Consider the following 25,151-nt stretch of genomic DNA (forward strand, 5'->3'; position numbering starts at 1 on the left):
TAACGTATTCCGTTGCCCACTGCCACGGCGAAGCTCTGGAAGGTGGGAGGGGGACCCCCTAATTTAAACCGAGGATGCCTTCGGACGGAACGTCCCTTACATCTTCATCCGAATGGGAACTTCCCCGAAGTACCGGTGGAACATGCTCTTGCCGTTCAGGCTTTTGGCGGACTTCCGGGCCTCCTGCTCGGTACAGGGAGCCATGGCCTCGATGGCGGAGGGATGAATCAGCAGCTGCCGGTCCAGCAGCACCGGAGCAAGCCGCACCATGTCTGGAATTTCAGTTGCTCCCTCTCCAAGCGCGGCAACGAACCGCATTTTAGACTTCAGGGTAATGACGTAGTAGGAACGTTCAGACATAGTGGACAATAGCTAATTCGAGTAATGAAAAGACAACAGGCGATCAGCGGCCATTCGGATAACAAACGGCCTGACCGACATTGACAACGCGTGGGTTTATTGTAGTAACAACGCATTGACCGCGGAAGTGCCTTCCGCGCGGATTTGAATAAAATACGTTCCGGCGGGGAGATCCCCCAAAGCGCTTTCCAACCGCTGCGGGCCGGCGCTTAGTTGTCCGTCGTAAAGGTTACGGACCGGCCGGCCCATCAGGTCGAGCAACCGTACGTTCACCGGGGAGGCACCCTCTAGCGTGAACGTAGTCACTACTTGCCCCGCCGTCGGGTTCGGACTGAGGGTGAAGCGGAAACGGTCGACCGCAAGGTCGTTGGTAGCGGTGAGCCGACCACCGTCCCGGGCCACGTCCTGCGACAGGTACAGGTGGTATTCCCCCGGCGCGAGCTCGATCGCTGCGGCTGGATCGATTACTTCCAAGGTTTGTCCGCCGAAGTAATCGTACCAGGTGCCCGCCCTTGGGAACGGATTGGCTACCGTTCTGCTTGTTACGCCGAAATTACCGATCACCGCCGCCGCGCCATCGGCACTACTGAGGTGGACGTATTTGGTTTCCCCGGCAAAACTGGCGGAGGTCACCTCCCCGTGGAAGTAATCGTAGTTATTACGGACGTACAGTAGGTCCGCGATCGTGTGGTACAGGTCCTGTCGGTTCGGATCGTCCCGGTACTCCCAAACGATGGGCTTCGGGCCGGTCCGGCAGGGCTCGCTGACGGTACCGTCCTCGCAGTAATTGATTGGGTAGTCGTAGCCGAGTTCACCGAACTGCCACAGCATCTTCGGGCCGGGCAGGCTATAAAAGAAGGCGGAAGCGAGTTCCGCTCGGTCGAGCGCCGTAGGCAGTTCGGTGATGTCGTAGCTCCCGCTGCCGTTGCCGAACTGCACGTTTTTGTAGACCATGCGCTCCTCGTCGTGGCTTTCCATGTAGGCAAGCAGGCTAGGCTGTTCGAAGCCCCGGTTGTCGGCCAGGGCGGAGGCGAAATCGGATTTGCTGTCCTCGTTATAGCCCATCGCACCCTCCAGGTAGGCGTCGTGGGGTTGGCCGCCCGACCAGAAGTACATTCCCTTGCCGTACTGCGCCAGTTCGTTCTCCTCCCGGCTTTCCCCGAGGTGCTCCATGATGACGTAGGCTTCGGGATCCACCGACCAGACCTGGTCGGCGTACTCCTTGATAATCGCGACGCGGGACGCATCGTAGGCATTCCAACCGGGGATGTCGGTACTTACATTCTGGGTGAAGCCTTTACTCAGGTCGAAACGGAAACCATCCACGTGGAATTCCCGCAGCCAGTAGGCCAGGGTGGTCTTCACGTACTCCCGGGTCAACGCGCTTTCGTGGTTCAGGTCGCTGCCTACATTGAAGGGATGGCGGGCGGTCACGTTGGCGTAGGGGTTATTCGGTCCGGGGTAGAACGACTGTTCTCCGGGCCACATCCCGATCAGCGGGCTCTCCCCGAAGGCATGGTTATAGACAACGTCCAGAATGACGGCTATGCCCCGCTGGTGGGCGGCGTCGACGAACCGCTTCAGGCCTTCCGGTGCCCCGTAGTACTTATCCAGCGCCATGTGAAAACTCACGTTATAGCCCCAACTGATGTTCCCTTCGAATTCGGTGACGGGCAGCAGTTCGATCGCGTTGACCCCCAGGCGGGCCAGGTAGTCGATGGTATCGGTCAGGGTCTGGTAGTCGTGGGCGGCGATAAAGTCACGAATCAACAACTCGTACACGACCATCCGTTCCGGGTCTGGTGCCTCGAAGTCCGTAACGGTCCAGTCGTACGCCGGTGCATCCAGGCGGACCCAAGTGAGTATCCCGTCCGCCTTCTCCGAGGGGTAGGGGGGGATACCCGGAAAGGTCGTCTCCGGGATGAAGGGGTCATCGTCCGGATCGAGTACCAGGGTACTGTAGGGGTCCGCGAAGCGGCCGTCGTCGTCAATGGCGTACTGGTACAGCAGGTCTTCCGCCGGCAGGTCTTCCGCTTCGATTTTGAGCCAGAAGGAGGTGTCGTTGGGGGAACGCACCATCCGGGATGCGGCCGTCGGCGACCAATTGTTGAAGTTGCCCACCACGAATACGTCGGATTTTTGCGGCGCGCGCAGGTGTAATAGCATTCCCCCGTCAGACGTAGGGGTGGCTCCGGGACGAGCGTCATCCGGAACCGCGGCAACCTCCGGAGATCCGGTGATGAAGGTAACGGTGGTGTAGGCGGATGCTCCCAGGTAAGTAGCCGTAATGGTGTAGGTAGTGACGTCACCCTCCGGTAGCGTCACCGATTCGGTAACGGTAGCGGAATTGGTCGTGGCGATCACGGTGGTGCCGTCCGAAATTTCCAGATCGGCCGTGACGTAGGAAGTCGCTGCAATGGTGTACGCTTCTCCGGGATCAGCCTGGATAACCGAACTACCGGGAGCCGTGAGATCCACCACGAGTTGGCCGCTGATCCGAAAAGAATCGGCTGCTGCTTCGGTGTTGTTGCTCGCCACCGCCCGGATAGTGTGCATCCCCGGGGTAAGTAGTCGTACGTCGTAGGACAAGTCCGTAGCCGTGGTAGTCGTCAGCAGGCTATCGTTATCGTAAAGCGATATGGTGGCCTCCGAAGTGGTACCGACCGTCACCGGCAGTGGCCGTCCGAGGGCGTAGGTCGGGGTTCCCGGGTTGCCGGCCAGATTAATGGCCAATTCGGAACCATTGCTGACGGCTACGAAGATGTCGGCGTTACCGGTGGCTTTGCCTTCCCGGTTGCCGGTGGCGTCCCGGAATACCAGGGCCAGCCGCAGGATATCTTCCGCTTCGGGTACATTGAAGTATTCCCGAAGACTGGGGCTGAAGGTGTAGGTGTAGGTATTGGGCGCGCCGTCGACGGGGCTGAGCTTCCATGCTTCGTTGGCTTGTCCCCACGTGGTGGCCGTATACCGCCATTCCACGTCCGTGGCGCTTTCGGAAGTAACCACTCCGGTGTGCAGGTAAACGTCGCAGTTGCAGTCGTTGAGCCCGCCGGTGCCGAGGCTGGCATCAAAGGTTATGGTGAGGGGTTGGTCGGCGACCGGCGCGGCCGGATTCGTCGTAATAAGTTGGGCGTTTGCAAGGGCTCCGGCCACAAGGACCAGCATGAGGGTAAAGATTTGGTGCATGATCGGGCGGTTAGGGTAAACGGGAAAAAGAAAACTAGCGGAGCGGGTAAATATAAAAGCCCCCCGGAAGTAAATCCGGAGGGCTTCTTATTCAGTCGGAGTGTCCGAAGACACTAGTTGTTGTAATCGTCGTTGCGGCGATTGCTCGGACGCCGGTTGCGGTCGTCGTAACGATTGTAGTTTTCGTAGTCTTTGTCGCCGCCGCGGTCGTAGCTGCCGCCACGGTTGCCGCGATCGTAACGGGAGCCGCTGTCGGTGCCACGGTCGTAGCTACCACGCTCGTAGCCTCCGCCACCGCCGCCGCTGTAGCCGCCACGGTCGTAACCGCCGCCGCCCCCGCCGCGTCCGCCACGGTCATAGCCGCCGCCACCGCCGCTGCCGCCGCGTCCGCCACGGTCGTAACCGCCGCCGCCACCGCCGCGTCCGCCACGGTCATAGCCGCCGCCGCCTCCGCCGCTGCCGCCACGGTAACCACCGCCGCCGCCTCCGCCGCTGCCGCCGCGGTAACCACCGCCGCCGCCGCCGCCGCCGCCGCCGCCACGGTAGCCTCCGCCACCGCCGCCGCCGCTGTAGCCGCCACCGCCGCCACCACCACCGCCTTTGCGGTCGTTTTCTTTGACGACAATAGTGCGACCGTCGAGGTCAGATTGGTCTAGCCCTTCTATTGCAGCTTGGGCTTCTTCGTCGTTCGGCATTTCTACAAAGCCGAAGCCACGGGAGCGACCGGTTTCCCGGTCAAGGATGATCTTTACCGACTCTACTTCACCGTAAGCGTTGAAGGTATTGCGAAGCGTGTCTTCGTCGGTATCCCAGCTTAGCCGGGCAACAAATAAATTCATAATGAGGAAGAAAATGGATAAAACAAATGGTAATGTTGAAGGCAATGCCTAAATAGATATTGTAAGCAAAATCAGATTATACGGTAGCCAACTCCAAAACCGTGACAGAATAATTAAAAAACAACATTCATCCGAAATGTTCCGGACAGTTGCAAAAATAAGCCCTAAATAGATGGAAAACCTAACTTTTTGCGGAATTCTCCTCTTCTTTCTACTTGGATGTCAGGAAATTGGGTCTTCCCGGGAGCCCGATGCCGCGATAGAGGCCTCCATCGGGCAATTGCGCCGCACGTACGCACCGGATCGCCGCACCGATCGCGTAGAGGTAGCGGTGATCCGCAGCGGCGACAGCGTGGTCTTCGACGGGTATACGACCGTAGCCGCGGCCGCCGCGTCGCTTGACTCCCTGGTGGCCGCTACCCCGGGAGGGGTCAACCGCGTGCGGCAGCTACCCGCGGCGGAAGGCTACGCGCTGATCCGGGTGTCGGTAGCCAACATCCGTACCGAGCCGGGCCACTCCAGCGAGTTGACATCGCAAGCGCTGATGGGCACCCCCGTAAGCCTGCTGGACTACCGGGACGGCTGGTTCCTGATCCGCACGCCCGATCGGTACATCGCCTGGCTGGAGGAGGGGGCGCTGGTCCGGGTTTCGGCTGAGGAATTGGCTGAGTGGTTTTCCGGCGATCTTGTTGCCTGCGCTCCGGCGCAAACGACCGTTTATGCCACGGATCGGGGTATCGTCTCGGAGCTCGTGGCGGGTGGCCTGGTGAAAAAAATAGGCGATGTGGCGGGTGATCGGGTACCCATTCGGCTACCCGACGGGCGGACGGGGTACGTAGGCCCGGACGAAATACTCCCCTACGAGCAACTGGCGACGCCGGCATCCGTGTCCGTGGACGACGTGCTGGCCACCGCCTTCGCCCAGGCCGGCAAACCCTACCTGTGGGGCGGCACCAGTCCGAAGGGGATGGACTGCAGCGGCTTTACCAAGACCGCCTACTACCTCAACGGCTACGTCATTCCGCGGGATGCCAGTCAACAGGTGCACGCGGGGGAGGTGGTAACGCTGGACGAGTCCTTCAGCCGCTTGGAACGGGGCGATTTGCTCTTTTTCGGCAACTACCGCGACGACGGCAGCGAGCGGGTTACCCACGTAGGTTTTTACCTCGGAGACGGTCGCTTTTTGCACGCCGGGGCCGACAACGGCTACATTACGGAAAATTCGCTGATCGAGGGAACGGCCGACTACGCCGAGCACCGACGCAACAGTCTGCTTCGGGCGCGGCGGCTCCGCGAGGGGGACCCCGGCGTGGTCCGCATCGATACGGCCTTCGCCGCCGTTTATACGAGATCTTCGTCGCGGTAGGGGCGCCGGTCGAGTTCCTTGAGCTCCATCCGGTCCTCCAGGTCCGGCAGGGGAGTGCCCCGCTCCTCCTCGCGGGGGTGGACGTCTTCGGGGTCGGCAAGCGGCCCGTACAAGCTCATGGCCTGCATGGCGATACCGATGCCCCAGCCGAGAATGGGCCACACGGCCCAACCGATGCTGCCGATGGTGAAGAGGTTGAGGATGATGAAAAACGCGGACATGACCAGGTAGGTACGTAAGTGCCGGCGGAAGTCGATCTTCTTCTCCCGGAGGCTTTTGTCGTCGTACTTTTTACTGCGTTGCTTTCTCATGCTCCTTATTCAAGCTCGGCGATGACGGTTTTATTGCCCTTTACCTTCTGGCCGATCTCGACCCGGAGGCGGGTACCGATCGGAAGGAAAAGATCAACCCGACTACCGAATTTGATAAATCCGAAATCTTCTCCCTGAACCACCTGCTGGCCCTCCTCCAGGTAGTTTTTGATGCGCTTGGCCAACGCGCCGGCGATCTGTCGCAGCAGGATCTCCGTTTCGCCGGTGTCGATGACCACGGTGGTGCGTTCGTTCTCCGTGCTGCTTTTGGGGTGCCAGGCAACCAGGTATTTTCCGGGGTGATATTTATTGTACTTCACCAGTCCGCTTACGGGGTTGCGATTGACGTGCACGTTCACCGGTGACATGAAGATGCTCACCTGCAGCCGTTTGGCGCGAAAGTATTCCGGTTCGTAGGCCTCCTCGATGACGACGACCTTTCCGTCGGCCGGGGCGTAAACCAGGTGGTCCGCTTCCTCGGGCACCATGCGGCGGGGATTGCGGAAAAACTGGAGAATAGTGAGGAAAAATAGACCGGCAGCGATTGCCACGATCGGCAACTGAGCCGGAGCTTTCCAGGCCACGAGGCCGACGATCAGGCCTAGGCCGACGAAGAGTAACGCCAACATCCGGCGACCTTCCGGATGTATTCGCATGGGTTTACGCAAGGCAGGGTGGTTTAGTAGCAGACAATGAGCTGGCTTTCGGGGATATGTCAGAGGATAACAGGGTGGAGGGGGTAGAGTTTGTTACCGTAAAGATATGGATCTAACAATCTGAAGAATTACTACCGACGGCAGGGTGCTAACGCACGGATGGGCCATCGGTCGGTTCCGCATGTTTCCCGTGCTAACAGCAAGGGTGGCTGTACAACGTCGGGTGACCTACCGATCGGTACGCCCGGAAGATAAATACCTTTTCCTAGGTGCTCAATGATTTTTCTCCGGTCGCCGCGGGTCGCGGGTCCGGGTTCACGAAGCGGACTGCCACCGCGACAACGGTAGCGGCGACGCGCGCCAAAACCGGAGGAAAGTTACCTTTGGGCGGTGGAAACCTTGAACGCCATGCTACTTGGGCTGGCCGCCGCGGCCGGGGCGACCTTGCTTCCGGGCATGTTGAATATGACCAGCGTGAATGTCAGCCTCCGGGCCGGCCGTCGGACCGCCTACATCTTTGCCCTGGGAATGGCTACCACGGTGCTGCTTCAGGCCGGGATCGCCGTGTTTTTCGCCGGCTTCCTGAACGACCACGCTTTGGTGGTGGATGCCCTGCGGCAGTGTGCCATCCTGGTCTTTCTTTTCCTGTCGGCTTTCTTCCTCTTCAAGGGTATCCGCGCCCGGGTCGCGGAGGCTTCCCAGCCCGATCGGCCCTACCGCGGAAGCCCCTTCCTGCGGGGCACGTTGCTGGCGGTGATGAACCTCCTCACGGTGCCTTATTTCTTTGCTACCAGTGGCTGGTTTCTGGCCAATGGATCGCTGCACGACACGGCCCTGGCCCGGATAGTCTTTGCCGGGAGCGCCGGCGTCGGTGCCCTGGTCATCTTCATGGGCTACGCGCGGGCGGCCCACTGGATGCACCGAAACGCCAGGTTCGTGACCCGGAACATCAACTATTTGCTGAGCGGCCTCCTGCTCGTGTTGGCGGTAGCGCAGGGACTTCGTCTCTATTTCTGACCCACCGGGCCGCGATGGCTAATTTCGAGAACGGCAAACATTGGGCGGGTCGCGGGGATTTGATTGGCATATGTCAGCTAATGTCAACACCGGGGAATTTCCCTCCCCGAATGCGATCGGGCAAGGGGTCAAAAACCAGTTTAAGGAGTGGGCGGCGGAGACCTTCGCCCACGGCGGATATCCCGCATCGGAGATGGGTGTACTGGCCAACGCCGGCCTGCTAAGCTGTATGCTGCCCGGCGAACCGCTGGATCTCACCGCCCCGGGGCGGGGGAAACTTCTCGAGCTGTTGCGAACCATCGGGGAAGGCAATCTTTCCGTAGGCCGCATCTACGAAGGGCACGTAAACGCTATACAGCTAATCGCGCTTTACGGCACCGAGGCACAGCGACAGCGCTACTTTACGGATGCCCGTCGGGGCCACGTATTCGGGGTCTGGAATACGGAAATGGCCGATGGCGTCCGCTTCCATCCGGCACCCACCGGCTTGCGGGTCTCCGGGAGCAAATCCTTTTGTAGCGGATCCATTCACGTGACGCGCCCCATTATCACCGGGCAACTGGCGCCGGGCGGGAATACGGCCGGCGGTTGGCAGATGGCCGTCGTCCCACTGGACAAGCACCAGCCACCGGTGGACCGCACCTTCTGGACCACTACCGGAATGAAGAACAGCGTCAGCCATAAGATAGACTTTACCGACATCCATCTCGCAGCGGACGACCTGCTGGGGCAGCCGAACGACTACAACCGCCAACCCCACCTGAGCGGAGGAGCCGTACGTTTCGCGGCCGTTCAACTCGGCGGGGCGGAGGCGATCCTGCACGCCACCCGTACCTACCTTCGGCAGATGGAGCGGACCGCAGACCCCCACCAGCGGATGCGATTAGGACAGATGGTGATTGGGGTGGAAAGCGGCAAACTATGGCTCCGGAGAGCAGGAGAAATGCTGGACAGCCAACCGGACGCCGACGCCATCGTGAATATGGCCAATCAGGTCCGGACGGCCATTACCGGTTACTGTAAAGAATGCCTCGAGTTGTCCGACCAGAGCGTCGGGGCACGCGGCATGCTCCCCCCCCAGCCCCTTGCCCGACTGCACGCCGATCTACGGGTGTATTTACGTCAGCCAGCTCCCGACGCTACCCTCGGCGCGGTCGGTCAATACTTTCTGGATGGAGCATCCTAACCTGAACCCGGAGCGGCTGGAGGAAGCTAAGCGCCGCCTCTATTCGGAGGTTCCCCCCCACCCGGCGAGCGATTTACTTGCCTGGCAGTCCACGGTAATTTTTTCTCCTCATCCCGACGATGAGTCGCTGGGGTGCGGGGGCCTCATCAGCCAACTGGGCGATTACGGCAAGGACGTGCGGGTCGTGTTCGTGACGGACGGGAGCATGTCCCACCCGAACTCCACCAAGTTTCCGCCGGAGGCCAGGGCGGCACTGCGGCGGGAAGAGGCCCGGAAAGCCTGTTCGTTACTCGGTGTAGGCCCGGACCGGGTGTTTTTCCTCGCCTTACCCGACGGTCAGGTTCCCTCCGAGTGGGAGCCCACCTTTTCCGGGGTGGTTTCCGACTTGGTAGCCTTGATCGCGCCGTGGGGGGTGGATACGTTCGTGGTGCCGTGGCGACGCGATCCCCACGAAGACCACCGCGCCACGTGGGAAATCTGCCGCAGCGCCGCCAACCGCTTGGAGCAACCACTCCGGTGGGTAGAGTATCCCGTTTGGATGTGGGAGGCCCGCAATCTCGTCGACTTGCCGCGGGAAGAAGAAGTAATCGGCTGGGGGCTGGAAATCGAAAACAAGCTAGCGGTGAAGGAGGCGGCCATCCGGGCCCACGCCTCCCAGTGGCTGGGGGTGATCGACGACGACCCCGCCGGCTTCCAACTGCCGGAGGAAATGATCGCCAAGTTTCTACGCCCCCGGGAGGTCTACTTCGTGCCACCGGACAAACGCTACCGCAGCCTGGATAGCACCTACTTCGATGAGGTGTATCGGGACGGAACCGACCCCTGGAACTTCGAAACCAGCGCCTACGAGCGGGATAAATACGCGGCTACCCTGGCTGCCCTGCCGGATGCCCGCTACCGGCGTGCGTTGGAGATCGGCAGTTCCATCGGGGTGCTCAGTGAAGGGCTGGCGGCGCGGTGTGATGCGCTGGTCGGCGTCGACCCGGTAGCGAAAGCCCTCGACGTGGCACGTGCCCGATTGCAAGATCATCCGGCGGTATCCTTTTTACGGATGAGCGTGCCCGACGATTTCCCGGATGGGGCGTTCGATCTGGTGGTCGTTTCGGAAGTAGGTTATTACTGGAGCCGGGCCGACCTGGAAAAGGCCATCGACCTCATCGGGAAAGCACTGGAGCCGGGGGGCGTATTGCTGCTGGTCCACTATACCCCCTACGTTCCGGATTATCCCCTCACGGGTGACGAAGTGCACGAGGCCTTCAACCAACGGCTGACCGGCTTTTACCGCGTACGCGCGGATCGCGCCGATCGGTATCGGCTGGACGTATGGCGGAAAGAACGGGCTGATGGCCACTCCGCGTAAAGGTGCGCAGTTCCTGAATAGCCACCTCAAAGGTCCGGTCGGAGAAGGAGTGGGTACGCTCGATCCGCTGCCGTATATCCAGGTAGAGTGCCCCGAAGGTCGTTGCCTGGACGATCGTCCGCTGGAGTTCGCCGGGAGAAAGCTCGAGAAATGCGGCGAGCGTGAATATGGCGGGAAGGCTACCGATCCGGCGCTCGTAAAACGCACGTCGTAGAGCTACCTTCCACTTATAGAGATCGATGCAGTGCTGCAGGCCGAAGACTACGGGACGCCGGTTTTCCTTTACCATTTTAGCCCATTCCTCCAGACTTTGGCTGAAGGTGACGCCCTCGATCCGGTTGCTGACCCGGTCGGAGGTATATACCCGCACGGCGGGATCGTGCACCGGTTCCACGTCAATCCGTTCGAGGGCCCACGCGAAGGCGGCGTCTTCGATGGACCGGAGGGGTGGCATACCGCCGCTAGCAACATACGCTTCCCGGGAAACCGCGAGGCTGGGGCCGTAATGCTGGAAATGCCGCGGCCAGGGGTCCTGAATACTCGGGTCGATCATGCACTCCAGCAGGGCACGGAGGCTGCGGTAGGTTACGTCCTGCAGGTGAATCTTGCGATAGTCGCGGCGACCGTTCGGCGGCACCAGTATGCGCCCCCCTACGGCCCGTGCGCCCCGTCCGAAGGCCCGTAGCGTAGCCGCGATCCAGTGAGGATCGACGACCGTATCGGCATCCGTCATGGCGATGATGCCACCCTCCGGCAGGCGCCGGGCGGCTTCGTCCATCATTAGTTTCCGGGCCACGCCCACACAGGCCTGGGCGTCCGGAAGGTCGACTTCGATGACGTGTATTGGCACCGCGGGGTATTCGTCCGCTACCCGTCGCGCCACGGCGGCGGTGGCATCGGTGCAATTATTAGCGAGCACCATTACCTCATAAAGCGATGGATCTAGCCGGCTGCCGTCGAAATCCAGCTGGTTTGCCAATGCTTCCAACGTAGGCCGTAAGAAGGCCGCTTCGTTTTTGGCAGGAATGGTTACGCAGAATTTGCAGCTCGGCAGTACCGGGGGCAGGCAAACGGGGATCACCGGCGAAAAATCATGATGTGACAATACCTGGATTTACCCTATAAATCCGCTTTGACCCGCTCGTGTTCCGGTTGCCGTTTAATATGTCCGTGGTGGGGGACAGTGAAAGCCCCGTCTGCGGCTGCTTGGGTGGCTAATCCTGGTTGCCGACGACCTGTACCTCCGGCTCCAGGTCGACGCCGAACTTTTCCGCTACCGTCTCCTGCACGTGACGGCTGAAGGCCAGAATATCGCCTCCGCTGGCGCCGCCGCGGTTGACCATCACCAGAGCCTGGCGTTCATAGGTGCCTACGCGTTCGTTTCCGGCACCCCGCAAACCGGCCCGATCGATCAGCCAGCCGGCGGGGAGTTTCACGTAGGCGTCGTCGATGGGGTAGGCAGGCAGGTCGGCATACGTCTCGCGGAGATTTCCGTAGTGGCTTCGTTCGACGACCGGGTTTTTAAAGAAGCTGCCGCTGTTGCCCAGGAAGAACCAGTCCGGGAGTTTACTGCGTCGAATATGCGTGACCGCGTTGGCGACGTCGCGGGGAGTAGGATCGGTGATGCCGGCGCGTTCCAGTTCTTCGGCAATAGCCCCGTATTCCAGTTTGAGGGGGCGTCGTTCGCTGAGGTTGAAGTCGACGGCCGTTATGAGAAAGCGACCGGGCTCCCGCTTGAAGCGGCTGTCCCGGTAGCCGAAGGCGCAGTCTTCGGGGGTAAGTTCGACCATTCCCTTACCGTATTCCCAGGCGTGGACGGCGGTGATGAACTCCGCTACCTCCGCCCCGTAGGCGCCGATGTTCTGGACCGGGGCGGCGCCGACCGTGCCGGGGATGAGGATGAGGTTCTCCATGCCCGGGCAGCCCCGCTCCAGCGTATAGCGTACGAACTGGTTCCAGTCGGTGCCGGCGCGGACGCGGAAGCGGCCATTTCCGTCCGTGGACTCGATGCCGCTAAGCAGCACGTGAACGGTCAGCCCGGGGATTCGCTCCAGCAGCACCAGGTTGCTGCCGCCGCCGAGGACGAGGGCGGGCTGTTCGGTAAATGCCTCCCCGGATAACTGGCCGACATCGGTCAGGGCCAGGTACCGTTCGGCGATGGCGGGTAGCCCGAAGGTATTGTAGCGTTGTAGGTTAACTCCTTCTCTCATTCGGCCAGATCGAATTGCAGCCGGGCCAGGGCGGAGTAGGCACCGTGGGGAATGGCGCTGAGCTCGCCGTGGGTGCCGGATTCCACGATGGACCCGTTTTCGATCACATAGATACGATCCACGTCGCGGATCGTCGCCAGCCGGTGGGCAATGATGATGCTCGTACGCCCCCGCATCAGGTTGTCGAGGGCTTGCTGGACTACCCGTTCGCTCTCGGCGTCCAGGCTACTGGTAGCTTCGTCGAGCAGGAGGATTTTGGGATCCTTGAGGATGGCGCGGGCGATGGCTACCCGTTGCCGCTGGCCGCCGCTGAGCTGGATGCCGCGGTCGCCGACAATGGTATCCATTCCTTCGGGGAAGCCGTCGATAAAGTCGAGGGCATTCGCCTGACGGGCCGCTTCGCGGATCTCCGCCTCGGTGGCGTCGAGCTTGCCGTAGGTAATGTTCTCCCGAATGGTACCGCCGAAGAGCAGGACTTCCTGGGGAACCAGGGCGAGGCTGTCCCGGTAGGCTTCGAGTCCGAAATCCCCGATGTCGTTTCCGTCGACCGTGATGCGGCCCCCCTGTACGGCGTAAAAGCGCAGCAGCAACTTGACGATGGTGGATTTGCCGCTTCCGCTGGCGCCTACCAGGGCGATCTTTTCTCCGGGCGCCGCGTAGAGATCGATATCGCGCAGCACGGTCACGTCCGGACGGGTGGGGTAGGCAAAGGCGACGTTTTCGTAACGGATGGCGCCTTCGAACGCATGTTGCACCTGCGCTCCGGCGCCCGCTTCCGCGTGCTCGTAGTCCTCGCTGTCCAGAATGTCGATCACGCGATCGGAGGCCCCCAGTGCCGCTACGATCTCCGTGTAGAAAGTGCCGAGGCTGGCGATCGTGGCGCCGATCATGGCGGTGAAGACTACGAAGGAGAACAGGTCGCCGACGGGAAGATCGCCCGCCTGCACCAGCAGGATCGCCCGGTAAATGATGTAAAAAAGGGCACCGAACATGACGGTGACGATGAAGGCCGAAAACAGCCCCCGGACGTTGGCGGTGCGGATAGAGATAGCGACCGTTTCGTCGATACTGCGGCCGTACCGCTGCAGCTCGAACTCCTCGTTGGTGTAGGCCTTAACGGTGGAGATGCTCTGCAGGGTTTCCTCGACGATGACGTTCGACTGCGCCAGCTTCTCCTGTCGCTCCTTGGTCATCCGGCGGAGGTACTTCCCAAAGAACATGGCCGCCACGACCACGGCGGGAAATACGAGCAGACTTACGAGTGCGAGCTGGTACATCGTTACCAGGATGTAGGCGATGGCACCGACCAGGATAATGATCTGCCGGGCAAACTCGGTGAGGGTAAGGGCGAAGACACCCTGGATCTGGGTGATGTCGTTCGTGATGCGACTCGTGATCTCGCCCACGCGACTCCGTTCGAAAAAGGGGATATTCAGCCGCAGAATTTTCTCGAATAGATCCTTGCGCAACGAAGCCATCGACCGCTCGCTGACGATAGCCTGGATCCGGACCCGTAGAAAGCTGAGGGGGGCCTGTGCGACGATGAGGACGGCCAATACCGTAAAGATCTCGTCGATGGTGAGTCCGTACTTCCCTTCACCCTGGTAGACGTTGAGGGCCTCACCCGGCAACTGGAGGATGGTCAGGAACACGAGGCTACTGAGGCCGAGAATAATAAAACTGAGGAGGAACAGCCAGCGGTACTGCCAGACATAGTCGAAGATGCGCAGGGAGCGGCGCAGCCTAGCCTTGGAGAGGCGGGGTTTCGGAGCTTCGGTCGGGGGAGTGGTAGCGGCCATTTGAACAAAGGAAACGCTTTCGGGGCCAAAAGGTGTCGCCCGGAGCGTTTTTTGAACTTACTGTGAGATAAGTCGGTATTATGGATTGCCCGTTGCCGTTCCGACCATGCTAAACTAATGTCGCTACCTCCGATAGTGAACGCACAATTTTAGCGGGGCTCAGTCAGTTAGAGGCATACATTCAGTTCAAAGCTTACCCCCCAGCATACCTTACGCGAACCACCTGCGATGAAAAGATTCACTATTCCCTGCTTGCTAGTGGCCCTCGGCCTAACATTTTCCGGTAGCCTGACCGCACAGGACAGCTACTTCGAACTTGGTATTCAAGGCGGCGACATGCCCTACAACGGCGATCTCAGTGCGGGTGGCGTCGGATTTCTTTCCAACTGGAACACCTTCGGCGGCTTTTACCTCCGCTACCGGCCGATTAATCGGGTCGGCTTGCGGTTTAACGGCATTTTCGGGCGCATCGATGCGTCCCGCGATTACACTGTCAGCGTCCCCGGTGGCGGTCGAACTTCCTACACCCGCACCTTCCGTTCCCCGATCACGGAGTTCAGCCTGGCCGCCGAGGTCGACCTCTTTTACCTCGGTGATCCCGACGATCGCTTCGTAGCCCCCTACATCATGGCCGGTATCGGTCGTACTTCGTTCAACCCGCAGGCGGAGAACGCCGACGGCCTGCTGGTCGATCTTCAGCCCCTGCGTACGGAAGGTCAGGGCATCGAGGGTGGTCAGTACGATCCCTTCCCTTACGACCTGGACATCATCACCTTCCACCTCGGTGGCGGTATTCGCGCTAAGCTCAGCGACCGTTTCGTACTGGGCGGCGAAGTGAGCGGCCGCGTTACGGGTACCGATTACCTGGACGACGTAAGCGCCACCCGCCTCAACTACAACGACGTGCTGGAGAACGGGGGCAGCCAGTCCGCCTACTTCTCCAATCCCGCCATTACCCCCGGTGATGACGTCCCGGATGATTTTACCTATACCCGCGGTGGTGCTTCCAACGACTTCTACTTCCTCATCAACCTGACCCTGGGTATCCGGCTCGGCGGTTTTGGAGGCAGTGGAAGTGGCTGCTACAGTTTCTAGCGGACGGCAATAAACCTTGCCGCGTAAGTCCGGTTGTGGACAAATGGCAATTTTGCCGATCGTTCACAAACACACCGTATGAACTTACGTTACTTTACCCTCCTCCTTTTGTTGGTGACCATCTCGTTTGGTACGTCTAACGCAGCTATTGTATCTCCGGCCACCGTCACGCCGGCGGAAACCGCCGCCACCGAGGTCACCGAAGCCGAAGCCCTCGCCGCCGCCCGGGAATACAAGGAATCGCTCGAAGCCATGTCGGCAAAGGAGCGTCGGCAGCTGAAGCGGGAACAACGCCGGGAGGTGAAGTCGGCCCTCAATGATTACCAGGGTGCCGATACCAACACCATTCTGTTGGTTATTTTGGCCATTCTCCTTCCCCCCGTTGCCGTATTGGTACACCAGGGAGAGCTGAACTCCAAGTTCTGGATCGCCCTTTTGCTGACGTTGTTGTTCTACCTGCCGGGATTGATCTATGCCCTGCTGGTGATCTTCGGCAACAATTACAAGAAATAAATTACCCGATAATGGCCGCGGCGGCGCGTTCCGCCGCTCCGCCTTCCCCCAGCGTCTGTCGCAGTTGCGCCAGATCCTTTAATTGCCGGTCCCGCAAGGGGCCGGCAATTATTTTTTTGAGCTCCTGGGTCAGGCGTTCGGCGGTGAAGTCGTCCTGGATTAACTCGGTAACTACCTCCCGGTCCATCACCAGATTGACCAGCGAAATGAATTGGATGCGACTCGCCACCAGTTTGCGCGCCAGCCAGTAGTTCAGGCGGCTTCCGCGGTAGCAGACCACCTGGGGCACGCCGAAGAGCGCGGTTTCCAGGGTGGCGGTTCCGCTGGTCACCAGGGCTGCTTTCGCGCCGGCGAGCACGTCGTAGGTGCGCCCGCTGACGAAGCGTAGCCTGGGCGGCCCGTCGGATTCCGCCAGGAGCGTACGGTAGAAGCCCTCGTCCTGACCGGGGGCGCCGGCCACTACGTAGTCGTGTTCCGGTAGACGCGCCGCCGCGGCAAGCATCCGGGGCAGGCTGCTGCTGATCTCCTGCTTCCGGGAGCCAGGCAGGAGGGCTATATGTTCCCGCGGCCGGGCTGGCCGGTCCTGGACCACGTCCAGGAGGGGGTGGCCGACGAAGGTTGCCTGGACCCCGTGCTCGGCGTAGAAGTCGGTTTCGAAGGGCAGGATCACCAGCATGCGGTCGACGTTGGCGCGCACTTGCTTGACGCGGCTGGTGTGCCAGGCCCAGATCTGCGGGCTGATGTAGTAACTGATATCTAGGCCGGCGCGGCGGGCCCATTTGGCCATGCGCAGGTTAAAACCGGGGTAATCGATCAGCACGAGACGGTCCGGACGGAAGCTTTCAATGTCGCGCTTACAGGCACGGAAGTTGGCCAGGATGGTCGGCAGGTTCCGGATCACCTCCACGAAACCCATGAACGCCAGGTCGCGGTAATGCTTGACCACGGTGGCTCCGGCTTGTTCCATCAGCTCGCCGCCCCACGCCCGGATTTCCGCTTCGGGGTCCAGGGCGCGCAAGGCGGCTACCAGGCGGGAGCCGTGGAGATCTCCGGATGCTTCGCCGGCAATGAGGTAGTAACGCAAGTCGAAGGGTATTTTTGCGCCGGGGCGCGGGAGCAAGGAAGATCAAAGATAGCCGGGCTATTCCGGTAGTTGTCCGAACTTGGCGGCCAAAACATATCGTATGTCCCTCGACTGGAAGGCCTATCGCTTCGACGAACTCGACGTGCACCTGCTCTACGCCATTCTCGCCCTGCGGCAGGAAGTCTTCGTAGTGGAGCAGACCTGTTGGTACCTGGACGCCGATGGCAAAGACCAACCGGCTATTCACGTAGTTGGCAGCTTGGACGGCAAGGTGGTGGCATATACCCGGGTTTTGCGTAAGGGCGTTTCTTACGACGCTTACGCCAGCATCGGCAGGGTAGTTACGGCGCCTTCGGTGCGCGGACACGGCGTTGGCAGGCCACTGATGCGCCAATCCATTGCGGAGCTCTACGCACGCTACGGCCGACAGCCGATCAAAATCAGCGCTCAGGCGCATTTGCAGCCCTTTTACGGGAGCCTGGGCTTTGTGGGCACCGGCAATATCTACGACGAGGACGGCATTCCGCACCGGGCGATGCTGTTGGACGATGGGGCGAGTTAGGGAATGATTTGCGGCCTTATTCTATATCAAAGTAGACCAGCTTTATTTGGATCTCCTCGACGGTTTGTCCGGCGCGTCGCGCCGGAACGAACGTCGGCAACTGCCGCAGGGTGCGGGCGACCTCCTTGCTTAGGTCAGCTTGCCCCCTTTTCAGCCGCTTTTTGTTAGTCGTGGCGGTGCCGGTATAGGCCGGACCGCCAACGCTGTAAGCTACCACGCGCAGCACGTCGCTCTCGCGTATGCGCATGGGGCGTGCGGCCAATTCCTCCGGGCTGAAATAGCGCGTCTCTTTTACGGTCAGCCCCCCCGCAGTATCGATGGTATAGGTAACGAAAACGGCCCCGGTGATGCCGTAAGCCCGCGCGGTTTGGGGATATTGGATGTTTTGGTAGATGGCGGTGAGGAAGCGTGATTCCGCATCGTCCGAGGTGCCGGCTTCCAGCCGAACGGAACCGGCCGGTAGGTGAGCGGCAGAATCCTGAGCGGAGAGTCCGATCACGAAACATACACCTACCCATAGGGTCAGGAAAAATCGTATCATCGATGAGGTTGATTAAGGAGCAGTGGCACTTAGAAGGTAGATAGAACAAACGGTGGAAAGACGGATAAGCGCCGATTGTTAAGGACTTTGCTGTAGATGCAGTTGGTTAAGCGCGCCCATATAGAGGGGATTTGTCAAAGAGGCTGATGCAGATGCGGTTTGTCAAGGACGGTGATACAGATGTGATTTGTGAGGGCGTAGAAGTGCTCACTGTCGGATCGCTGCTTCGTCGCCGAGCCGTGTTGGTCGCAAACTTTCGCGAGCAAACCGGTAAAGCGTATGCGGTCGTTGGAGAATTATTGTTCCCTGGCCGGGTTTGCCCCCCGGGCTAAGTAGCTGTGGCCCCTTCCCCAGCTACCGCGAATAGGGAGGTACCCGCCTAGCCACGCATCCATTCTATGTAGGTTAGCTACGACGGATAGGGAGAATTGCCGGTGAAGCAGGCTAATGCAATGCAGTTCGTTCAGGACTTTGATACAGATGCGGATTGTTGAAGGGCGCTGATGCGGATGTGATTTGTCTCGGACCCCGATGCAGAGGTGATTTGTTGACCCTGCTGCGGACGTGCTTTGTCCCGTACCCCTAGGCAGCAGCGAGTTGTTGACACTAGTGCAGCGGTGCTTTGTCAAAGATTCTGATGCGGCTGTGATTTGTTGACCCTGATGCGGATGTGCTTTGTTGACCCTGGTGCAGCGGTGCATTGTCAAAGATTCTGATGCGGCTGTGATTTGTTGACCCTGATGCGGACACGATTTGTATCGGAACCCGAGGCAGAGGTGATTTATTGACACTGGTGCAGCGGTGCATTGTCAAAGATTCTGGTGCGGATGTGATTTGTTGACCCTAATGCGGACACGATTTGTATTGGACCCCGAGGCAGAGGTGATTTGTTGAGGACCCTGATACGGATGCGATTCGGAAGGGTAGACGGCTCCCCTTAGTGGGTGGGAGAACCCACCCGGCCGCCGCCACGCTGGCTCCCTTGCCGCGTCCAAACCACCGCCCACGCCGGTGGCCCTCTCGTTCTGTCCGGAAAGGTGAACGAAGCAAGGGATGGAGCAATGCGCCCGTATCCCGACCGGTACCTGGCCAGGCTAAGCGAATTGCCTATGTACGATGATTGGTGCCGACGGAACTAGTGCGGTCATGGAGGGTTCGTAGAGGGAATCTCCGTCGGCGATAACCCAATATAGGCGCGTTTTTTCAAACAAACAAATTGTTGGTAAATTTGCTTCCTCTGAATCAGTTACTTGCCCGCCCTTTTTAGGGTGCCGACCTTGCATCATTTATTCCATCTCCCCCTAAGCTTTTCCCCATGCAGCCCTTAGCCGAACGAATGCGCCCGAAAACCCTCGACGATTACGTCGGCCAGCAACACCTGGTCGGCAAGGGAGCCGTGTTGCGGCGGGCCATCGAGACGGGTAGGTTGCCCAGCTTTATCCTTTGGGGACCGCCCGGCGTAGGCAAAACTACCCTGGCCCAGATCGTGGCTAACCAACTCGAGGTGCCCTTCTACATGCTGAGCGCGATCAACTCGGGGGTGAAGGATGTCCGGGATACGATCGAAAAAGCGAAGCGGGGCAAGTTTTTCGAATCCGCTTCCCCGATCCTGTTCATCGACGAGATCCACCGGTTCAGTAAGTCGCAGCAAGACAGCCTCCTCGGGGCCGTGGAAGCCGGCATTGTCACCCTGATCGGGGCCACCACGGAAAACCCCAGTTTCGAAGTCATTCCCGCCCTGCTGTCGCGGGCCCAGGTATATGTGCTCGAACCGCTCGGCCGCGAGGAATTGAAGGGGATGGTCGATCGCGCCCTGGCCGACGATGACTATCTGAGCAAGATGGAAGTTCAGGTAGACGATTACGATACCCTCATCCGGTTTTCCGGGGGAGACGGCCGCCGCCTCTACAACGTTCTCGAGTTGGTCACCCACGAGGCCGCCGATGGCCGTTCGGTGACGCTGGACACTGACTACATCACTTCCCGGGTACAGGAAAATCTCACCCGCTACGACAAAACCGGCGAGCAGCACTACGACATCGCGTCGGCCATGATCAAAAGTATCCGCGGCAGCGATCCCAACGGGGCCGTCTACTGGCTGGCCCGGATGATCGAAGGAGGCGAAGACCTCAAGTTCATCGCCCGCCGATTGGTGATCTCCGCATCCGAAGATATCGGCCTGGCCAACCCCAATGCCCTCCTCATGGCCACCACCGCAGCCCAGGCAGCGCAAATGGTGGGCTACCCGGAAGCGCGGATCATCCTGAGTCAGGCAACGGTCTACCTGGCCACCAGCCCAAAGTCCAACAGCAGCTACAAAGCCATCGGGGAAGCGCAGCAAGCCGTTAGAAAGACCGGTACCTTGCCCGTCCCCTTGCACCTGCGCAACGCGCCCACCAAGTTGATGAAGCAGTTGGATTACGGGAAAAATTACAACTATAGCCACGATAATCCCGGCAACTTCAAGGCCCAGGAATACCTCCCCGAAGCGCTATCCGGCACCGCGTTTTTTAAGCCGCAGACCAACAACGCCACCGAGGTAAAGATCGCCGAGCGGCTGAAGCAGTTGTGGGGAAAGAAGTACGACTAGGAAAGCGCTACACCGTATCAATCAGGAAGTGGAGGTAGTGCTTGAGCAGCTTCGGGGCGGTATACAGGAGGTCGTGTTGCTTATCCGGCACCATATGGTGGATCAGGATAGGGGCATTGACGAGCTTATCGCAGGCGTAGTAGGCATTGCGGGGGTAGATCAGCCAGTCGTCGGTGCCGTGCAAAATGACGGTAGTGGCGTTGATATGGTACCATTCATCCGCCATATCCACAAGTTCCGCTTCGTGGGCCAGTTTCTCGTGGTTCGCGCTGTTGAGTCCGCTGGGAAGCAGCCAGGAGAGGGCCCAGAGCGAATTCGGGTTCGTGATCCAGTAGGTGTACTCCTGGGATGGAGCCAGGCTGGCCGATTGCAGCAGCAGGCCGTCGATCAGTTCCGGAAAATCCATCGCGATCCGGGCACTCACCGTGCCCCCGTAGCTGCTCCCGTGCAGAATCACCTTCTGGCCTGGATACCGCCGGGTACGAATAACACTCGCCACGTTCGCCGCCTGCTCCTGTACCGAGGTCATGGGTTTACCGAGCCCGCTTCCCCCGTAGCCGGGTCGGTCTATGGCCAGGATGTTTGCATCGTGGCGTAGGGAGCTGTCGCGCATCATACTGAGCCACCAGGCACTGGAGGAGGGGGCCCCGTGGATAAAGACCAGCAACGGTTTACTCGAGTCTTGCCCGATTTGCAAGTAGCGCAGTCGCCGCGTCGTTCCCTCCATGTAGCCAATCTCCGCGACATCCAGGTTGGCCCGTAGCATGGTGGCGCTGAGGGTTTCGTCGTCCATCTGAATCCGCACGTAAGGCTCCAGCCGGTAGATCGCGTAGGTCACGAACACCAGGAAGGCGAGTAGCAGGTACAGCCTTTTCATTTTAAGCAACATCGCGCGGCGGAGTGTGCTAGGAAGACACTTTCGGACGGAAGCTGGTTGGAAATAAACCTATTCAAACCACCTTTTAAAGCAACCTTTTGCCACGCACCACGAATCGGCTTTCTGGCCCCGCAGAAATTCCCCGGGAAGGCGTAGGGTCGCTCCGGAATTAATTCGGGCATTTGGCGTCGCCGACTTGCATCACCAGCAACAAATGCCATAAATTCACAGTTGCAATAGCAATAGTTGTCATAGCAAAAAAAAGTTCATCATGCCTACCACGATCTCCGATAAGCCCGTCCAGAAATACGATGCCTACACCGCAACGGACTACCGCATCTGGCGGCTACTCGCCCAACGGCAGACCGAGGCGCTCAAGCCGGTGGCGGCCGCCGAGTATCTACGCTGCCTCAACGAACTGTACCCGATCCTTTCACCCGAGCATCCTCCCCGTTTCAGCGACCTCAGCCGCGCCCTCCGCGAGGCCCACGGTTGGTCCATTGAGGTAGTGAAAGGGTTTCTTCCGGTGGACGAGTTTTTTGCCCTCCTTTCCCGCCGCCGCTTCTGCTCGAGCACCTGGCTGCGCAACGAAAACCAACTCGATTACCTGGAAGAACCCGATATGTTCCACGACATCTTCGGTCACATTCCCCTCTATCTGAATAAGAACTACGCCGACTTCGCTCAGCAACTAGGTGCGCTCGGCGTGAAGTACGCGGGAGACGAGCACAAGATCACCAAGCTCCAGCGCCTCTACTGGTTCACGATCGAGTTCGGCGTCATGCGCCAGCGCGGAGAGCTCAAGGTATACGGAGCGGGTATCTGCAGCAGCCCCCAGGAAACCAAGCACATCTTCGAAAACAAGGAAGTCCAAGTCGTCGACTTCGATCTCGACCAGGTCATGGCCCAGGAGTTCGTCATCGACAAGGTCCAGATGAAGTATTTCGCCATTGACAGCTTCGCGAGCCTGTACTCGGCGGTGGATGCTTTGGCGGAGCGGTGGGGGTAGAATAGTACGGTAGTAGAAAGTCGCTCATTTCATTCGCGGGGTAGTACGGTAGTGTGCGGGTGCTACCGTACTACCGTACTAAATTCTACCGTACTAAAAAGTGCCCCGTAAAGGATTCGAACCTTTGACCTGAAATTTAGAAGATTCCTGCTCTATCCAACTGAGCTAACGGAGCTTAATCCGTGCAAAACTACGGTTCCCGGCGTACATCGCAAAGAAAGTGCCGCCACAGACCGGGAGAAGTCACTACCGCACCTTTGTAGGTTTGCCTTTGTCCACGATTATGCGAACTTATTTACCCAATTCCCCCTGGGTAGTGCGTACGGGAGCACCGCGGAAACTGACGACCAGGCGGTACTCGTCGCCGATGCCGGAAACCAGCGGACCGAACATCGTGTCCATCAGGTTGGTGGCCTGGGTTTTCGCGCGATCCATGACGTTGCTTTCCAGGGCGTCTTCCCGGAAGCTTTCCCGTAGGGCATTCACTCCTTCGTTGATGTTGCCGCCCTCGACCTCACGGAGCCAGCCGATGTCGAGTTTTTCCACCTTGGGAAGTACCTCGTGGCTCAGGATTTCCGGTTCGGGAAGGGTGATGTTGACGGTTTTGTTTTGCTCGTCGAGTTGGAGGTCGAAGTACTCGTTGAGCCGGAATCCTACCTTCAGGATCGATAGCGCCGTAATCTCCACGTCGGTTTCGCTCACGTTCATTCCCCAGATGGTGGTCTGCAGGTTTTTGTTGATGCCCTTTTTGTCGCGGATCTCGATCGTCGCCAGCTCCCCGATCACACTCTCCACTCTTTCCTGGAACAAGCCCCTGCTGCGGCTGAAATCCTCGATGGCCGCCCGTTCGCGCATACGGCCTACGAGCGGGCGCAAGGCCTCCCCCATGGCGATGGAACAGGGGTTCTGTACGTCCGCCCCCCTGGCCAGGATGTTCCCGTTGCGGGTGCGGATGACGGCCGCCATCACCTTGTTCAGCATGAAGCAGGTGTAGTTACTCGCCACTTCCTCGAAGATTTCGGTGACCTTCTGCCCGCCCTCGTCGTACCAGGTTTCGTACAGGGCCGCGCTGGTGTCGCGCAGCCGCATGAAATCGTTGAAGTAGAGGTCGGTAAGTTGGGGGTGCTGGCGATCGTATTCCGCGATTACTTCCTGCTGGAGACTGTCGTTGAGTCCCATGCGGTTGCTCACGTGGCGCAAGATATCCGTATTGATGCCGTAAACCAGGTCGTCGAATTCACGGCGGTAGCGGCGGGGGTTCCGCAAAATGGCAAGGGCGGTTTCGGTGTCGATGTCGAGATTGAAATCCGCCGGCTGGTATTGCAGCTCGTACTCCGCCGGTCCGGCCAGGAAACTACCCGGCGTATTCCGCAGCGTCCGGTAGCCAAGCACCCCGAGAATGCCGAGGATGGCCACCACGATCAGGATCTGGGCGGTGCCGATGCTTTTGGTTTCCTGGGGAGGGTTGCGGGCCATGGGGCGTTAGATGCGTTGCAAATGGTGAAAACAGGGTAGGGGCGCCAAAGTTGGCGGCGTGTCCCGGGAGCAGCTACGGTCGGCCGATTGGCCCGGACAAGTGGGAGCCATCGGAATCAACGGCCGGTATTGGCTATGCACCCGCGCGCCGCCGCCCCAATAGCTATACGAGCCTACCCGAAAACCGAAAACCAACCCCCGACAACCGACAACCGACAACCCCCGACAACCCACAAATCACTCCCCAACCAGCCGAGCCTCCTCCAGCAAACGGTACAGCTTCACCGTTTGGACCGCTTCCTTCACGTCGTGCACCCGCAGGATCGACGCCCCTTGCTGTAAGGCGTAAAGGTTGAGCGCCGTGGTGGCCGGCAAAACGTCGGCGGCGGTGGACTTCAGCGGTTTGTAAATCATTCCTTTCCGGCTGATGCCAGCGAGTACCGGGGCGCCGAGGTGGCGAAACGCATGCAGGTTCTTGAGGAGCTCGTAGTTCTGTTTTAGGGATTTGCCGAATCCGAAGCCGGGGTCGATGATGATGTCTTTTACCCCCAGATTCCGGATCGCGATCAGCTGTTCGGCCAGAAAGTCCCATACCTCCGTAACGACTTTATCGCCGTAGCTCTTGGTGTGTTCCTGCATGGTCGCCGGCGTAGCTCCGACGGGCATGTGCATCAGCACGTAGGGGACCTTTAGCCGGGCCACGGTGGGCACCAGTTCCGCGTCGAAGCGGCCCGCCCCGATGTCGTTGATCATCCCGGCACCGGCGGCCACGGCGGCCCGGGCGGTGGCGGCGTAGATGGTGTCGCAGCTGATCACCGCGCCGGGGGCGGCATTCCGGACTTCCTCGATGACCGGAATCACCCGGTCGATTTCCTCCTGGGCCTCGATCAGTTCTGCGCCGGGGCGGGAGGACATGCCGCCGATATCGATGATGGTCGCGCCGTCTTCCCGCATGCGGGCTGCATCCGCACCGGCCTGGGCCACGTCCGTCCGGCTGTCGGCGTGAAAACTATCCGGCGTGGCATTCAGAATGCCCATGACGAGCGGTCGCTCGACGGTCAGCAGTCTGCCATTGCAGTTCAGGGAAAAAGGGGAAAAGCGCAAGGTGGTGGCA

Annotated in this window: 22 protein-coding genes and 1 tRNA gene; 9 read left to right on the plus strand and 14 right to left on the minus strand. The window is 59.8% G+C overall.

Annotation, left to right across the window (positions count from 1 at the left end):
* Window positions 1–96: 96 nt before the first annotated feature.
* The 3 genes from CLV84_RS06295 to CLV84_RS06305 form a co-directional block, all read right to left on the minus strand.
* On the minus strand, window positions 97–360 hold the full coding sequence (locus tag CLV84_RS06295; RefSeq protein ID WP_104418869.1) for a hypothetical protein: 264 nt from the start codon (window positions 358–360) through the stop codon (window positions 97–99).
* 96 nt (window positions 361–456) lie between these two features.
* Complete coding sequence (locus CLV84_RS06300; protein ID WP_104418870.1) at window positions 457–3,546, minus strand: DUF4961 domain-containing protein; 3,090 nt, start codon at window positions 3,544–3,546, stop codon at window positions 457–459.
* A gap of 113 nt (window positions 3,547–3,659) precedes the next feature.
* On the minus strand, window positions 3,660–4,385 hold the full coding sequence (locus CLV84_RS06305; RefSeq protein WP_104418871.1) for an RNA recognition motif domain-containing protein: 726 nt from the start codon (window positions 4,383–4,385) through the stop codon (window positions 3,660–3,662).
* A gap of 172 nt (window positions 4,386–4,557) precedes the next feature.
* On the opposite strand from CLV84_RS06305, the gene CLV84_RS06310 reads away from it, so the two are divergent.
* On the plus strand, window positions 4,558–5,751 hold the full coding sequence (locus CLV84_RS06310) for a C40 family peptidase (RefSeq protein WP_104418872.1): 1,194 nt from the start codon (window positions 4,558–4,560) through the stop codon (window positions 5,749–5,751).
* Here the strand turns inward: CLV84_RS06310 and CLV84_RS06315 are convergent.
* Both CLV84_RS06315 and CLV84_RS06320 read right to left on the minus strand, forming a co-directional pair.
* Window positions 5,727–6,062, minus strand: a complete 336-nt coding sequence (locus CLV84_RS06315; RefSeq protein WP_104418873.1) for a 2TM domain-containing protein — start codon at window positions 6,060–6,062, stop codon at window positions 5,727–5,729. The two genes, CLV84_RS06310 and CLV84_RS06315, sit on opposite strands and share 25 nt — an antisense overlap.
* A 5-nt stretch (window positions 6,063–6,067) precedes the next feature.
* Window positions 6,068–6,718, minus strand: a complete 651-nt coding sequence (locus tag CLV84_RS06320; protein WP_104418874.1) for a phosphatidylserine decarboxylase family protein — start codon at window positions 6,716–6,718, stop codon at window positions 6,068–6,070.
* Window positions 6,719–7,126: 408 nt separating this feature from the next.
* Here CLV84_RS06320 and CLV84_RS06325 point away from each other — a divergent pair, with 408 nt between their 5' ends.
* The 3 genes from CLV84_RS06325 (at window position 7,127) to CLV84_RS06335 (ending at window position 10,281) form a co-directional block, all read left to right on the plus strand.
* A complete protein-coding gene (locus CLV84_RS06325; protein ID WP_146088737.1) occupies window positions 7,127–7,735 on the plus strand; it encodes a LysE family transporter in 609 nt (202 codons plus the stop codon).
* A 70-nt stretch (window positions 7,736–7,805) separates the two neighbouring features.
* Window positions 7,806–8,921, plus strand: coding sequence for an acyl-CoA dehydrogenase family protein (locus tag CLV84_RS06330; protein WP_104418876.1), 1,116 nt, complete (start codon window positions 7,806–7,808; stop codon window positions 8,919–8,921).
* Window positions 8,908–10,281, plus strand: a complete 1,374-nt coding sequence (locus CLV84_RS06335) for a bifunctional PIG-L family deacetylase/class I SAM-dependent methyltransferase (protein WP_104418877.1) — start codon at window positions 8,908–8,910, stop codon at window positions 10,279–10,281. The genes CLV84_RS06330 and CLV84_RS06335 overlap by 14 nt, the downstream gene beginning before the upstream one ends.
* On the opposite strand, the gene CLV84_RS06340 is transcribed toward CLV84_RS06335, so the two are convergent.
* The 3 genes from CLV84_RS06340 to CLV84_RS06350 form a co-directional block, all read right to left on the minus strand.
* Window positions 10,178–11,386, minus strand: a complete 1,209-nt coding sequence (locus CLV84_RS06340; RefSeq protein ID WP_170067593.1) for a glycosyltransferase — start codon at window positions 11,384–11,386, stop codon at window positions 10,178–10,180. The two genes, CLV84_RS06335 and CLV84_RS06340, sit on opposite strands and share 104 nt — an antisense overlap.
* Before the next feature lie 109 nt (window positions 11,387–11,495).
* A complete protein-coding gene (gene murB, locus CLV84_RS06345) occupies window positions 11,496–12,491 on the minus strand; it encodes a UDP-N-acetylmuramate dehydrogenase (protein ID WP_104418879.1) in 996 nt (331 codons plus the stop codon).
* Complete coding sequence (locus CLV84_RS06350) at window positions 12,488–14,290, minus strand: ABC transporter ATP-binding protein (RefSeq protein ID WP_104418880.1); 1,803 nt, start codon at window positions 14,288–14,290, stop codon at window positions 12,488–12,490. The genes murB and CLV84_RS06350 overlap by 4 nt, the downstream gene beginning before the upstream one ends.
* A 228-nt stretch (window positions 14,291–14,518) precedes the next feature.
* Between CLV84_RS06350 and CLV84_RS06355 the strand changes: the two genes are divergently transcribed.
* Window positions 14,519–15,385, plus strand: a complete 867-nt coding sequence (locus CLV84_RS06355; RefSeq protein ID WP_104418881.1) for a hypothetical protein — start codon at window positions 14,519–14,521, stop codon at window positions 15,383–15,385.
* Between the two features lie 78 nt (window positions 15,386–15,463).
* The gene (locus CLV84_RS21965) at window positions 15,464–15,898 is read left to right on the plus strand and encodes a YqaE/Pmp3 family membrane protein (protein ID WP_211295184.1); all 435 of its coding nucleotides are present in this window, start codon (window positions 15,464–15,466) and stop codon (window positions 15,896–15,898) included.
* A 1-nt stretch (window position 15,899) separates the two neighbouring features.
* Here the strand turns inward: CLV84_RS21965 and lpxB are convergent, their stop codons facing one another.
* Window positions 15,900–16,982, minus strand: a complete 1,083-nt coding sequence (gene lpxB, locus CLV84_RS06365; protein WP_104419526.1) for a lipid-A-disaccharide synthase — start codon at window positions 16,980–16,982, stop codon at window positions 15,900–15,902.
* Between the two features lie 100 nt (window positions 16,983–17,082).
* Here lpxB and CLV84_RS06370 point away from each other — a divergent pair, with 100 nt between their 5' ends.
* Complete coding sequence (locus tag CLV84_RS06370; protein ID WP_104418882.1) at window positions 17,083–17,544, plus strand: GNAT family N-acetyltransferase; 462 nt, start codon at window positions 17,083–17,085, stop codon at window positions 17,542–17,544.
* Window positions 17,545–17,560: 16 nt separating this feature from the next.
* Here the strand turns inward: CLV84_RS06370 and CLV84_RS06375 are convergent, their stop codons facing one another.
* Window positions 17,561–18,085 carry a hypothetical protein gene (locus CLV84_RS06375; protein ID WP_104418883.1) on the minus strand — a complete coding sequence of 175 codons (525 nt, stop codon included), beginning with the start codon at window positions 18,083–18,085 and terminating at the stop codon, window positions 17,561–17,563.
* 1,315 nt (window positions 18,086–19,400) lie between these two features.
* On the opposite strand from CLV84_RS06375, the gene CLV84_RS06380 reads away from it, so the two are divergent.
* Entirely contained in the window at window positions 19,401–20,675 is a 1,275-nt protein-coding gene (locus tag CLV84_RS06380; protein ID WP_104418884.1) for a replication-associated recombination protein A, read from the plus strand.
* 7 nt (window positions 20,676–20,682) lie between these two features.
* Here CLV84_RS06380 and CLV84_RS06385 read toward each other — a convergent pair whose 3' ends face one another.
* The gene (locus CLV84_RS06385) at window positions 20,683–21,552 is read right to left on the minus strand and encodes an alpha/beta fold hydrolase (protein ID WP_245911395.1); all 870 of its coding nucleotides are present in this window, start codon (window positions 21,550–21,552) and stop codon (window positions 20,683–20,685) included.
* A 271-nt stretch (window positions 21,553–21,823) separates the two neighbouring features.
* Between CLV84_RS06385 and CLV84_RS06390 the strand changes: the two genes are divergently transcribed.
* On the plus strand, window positions 21,824–22,561 hold the full coding sequence (locus CLV84_RS06390; protein ID WP_104418886.1) for a phenylalanine 4-monooxygenase: 738 nt from the start codon (window positions 21,824–21,826) through the stop codon (window positions 22,559–22,561).
* 101 nt (window positions 22,562–22,662) lie between these two features.
* On the opposite strand, the gene CLV84_RS06395 is transcribed toward CLV84_RS06390, so the two are convergent.
* The 3 genes from CLV84_RS06395 to folP form a co-directional block, all read right to left on the minus strand.
* Window positions 22,663–22,736: transfer RNA gene (locus CLV84_RS06395), tRNA-Arg, on the minus strand.
* A gap of 116 nt (window positions 22,737–22,852) precedes the next feature.
* Entirely contained in the window at window positions 22,853–24,037 is a 1,185-nt protein-coding gene (locus CLV84_RS06400) for a DUF4230 domain-containing protein (protein ID WP_104418887.1), read from the minus strand.
* Window positions 24,038–24,274: 237 nt separating this feature from the next.
* Window positions 24,275–25,141, minus strand: coding sequence for a dihydropteroate synthase (gene folP, locus CLV84_RS06405; RefSeq protein WP_245911397.1), 867 nt, complete (start codon window positions 25,139–25,141; stop codon window positions 24,275–24,277).
* Window positions 25,142–25,151 lie beyond the last annotated feature (10 nt).

The organism is Neolewinella xylanilytica (genome assembly GCF_002934605.1).
Taxonomy (GTDB): Bacteria; Bacteroidota; Bacteroidia; order Chitinophagales; family Saprospiraceae; genus Neolewinella; species Neolewinella xylanilytica.

Coding starts and splice junctions, on each gene's coding strand:
- CLV84_RS06335 (WP_104418877.1), top strand. CDS start 8,908: ATGGAGCATCCTAACCTGAACCCGGAGCGGCTGGAGGAAGCTAAGCGC.
- CLV84_RS06295 (WP_104418869.1), bottom strand. CDS start 360: ATGTCTGAACGTTCCTACTACGTCATTACCCTGAAGTCTAAAATGCGG.
- CLV84_RS06390 (WP_104418886.1), top strand. CDS start 21,824: ATGCCTACCACGATCTCCGATAAGCCCGTCCAGAAATACGATGCCTAC.
- CLV84_RS06370 (WP_104418882.1), top strand. CDS start 17,083: ATGTCCCTCGACTGGAAGGCCTATCGCTTCGACGAACTCGACGTGCAC.
- CLV84_RS06300 (WP_104418870.1), bottom strand. CDS start 3,546: ATGCACCAAATCTTTACCCTCATGCTGGTCCTTGTGGCCGGAGCCCTT.
- CLV84_RS06320 (WP_104418874.1), bottom strand. CDS start 6,718: ATGCGAATACATCCGGAAGGTCGCCGGATGTTGGCGTTACTCTTCGTC.
- CLV84_RS06310 (WP_104418872.1), top strand. CDS start 4,558: ATGGAAAACCTAACTTTTTGCGGAATTCTCCTCTTCTTTCTACTTGGA.
- CLV84_RS06350 (WP_104418880.1), bottom strand. CDS start 14,290: ATGGCCGCTACCACTCCCCCGACCGAAGCTCCGAAACCCCGCCTCTCC.
- CLV84_RS06380 (WP_104418884.1), top strand. CDS start 19,401: ATGCAGCCCTTAGCCGAACGAATGCGCCCGAAAACCCTCGACGATTAC.
- CLV84_RS21965 (WP_211295184.1), top strand. CDS start 15,464: ATGAACTTACGTTACTTTACCCTCCTCCTTTTGTTGGTGACCATCTCG.
- CLV84_RS06400 (WP_104418887.1), bottom strand. CDS start 24,037: ATGGCCCGCAACCCTCCCCAGGAAACCAAAAGCATCGGCACCGCCCAG.
- CLV84_RS06375 (WP_104418883.1), bottom strand. CDS start 18,085: ATGATACGATTTTTCCTGACCCTATGGGTAGGTGTATGTTTCGTGATC.
- CLV84_RS06315 (WP_104418873.1), bottom strand. CDS start 6,062: ATGAGAAAGCAACGCAGTAAAAAGTACGACGACAAAAGCCTCCGGGAG.
- murB (WP_104418879.1), bottom strand. CDS start 12,491: ATGAGAGAAGGAGTTAACCTACAACGCTACAATACCTTCGGGCTACCC.
- CLV84_RS06305 (WP_104418871.1), bottom strand. CDS start 4,385: ATGAATTTATTTGTTGCCCGGCTAAGCTGGGATACCGACGAAGACACG.
- CLV84_RS06355 (WP_104418881.1), top strand. CDS start 14,519: ATGAAAAGATTCACTATTCCCTGCTTGCTAGTGGCCCTCGGCCTAACA.
- CLV84_RS06385 (WP_245911395.1), bottom strand. CDS start 21,552: ATGAAAAGGCTGTACCTGCTACTCGCCTTCCTGGTGTTCGTGACCTAC.
- CLV84_RS06330 (WP_104418876.1), top strand. CDS start 7,806: ATGTCAGCTAATGTCAACACCGGGGAATTTCCCTCCCCGAATGCGATC.
- CLV84_RS06325 (WP_146088737.1), top strand. CDS start 7,127: ATGCTACTTGGGCTGGCCGCCGCGGCCGGGGCGACCTTGCTTCCGGGC.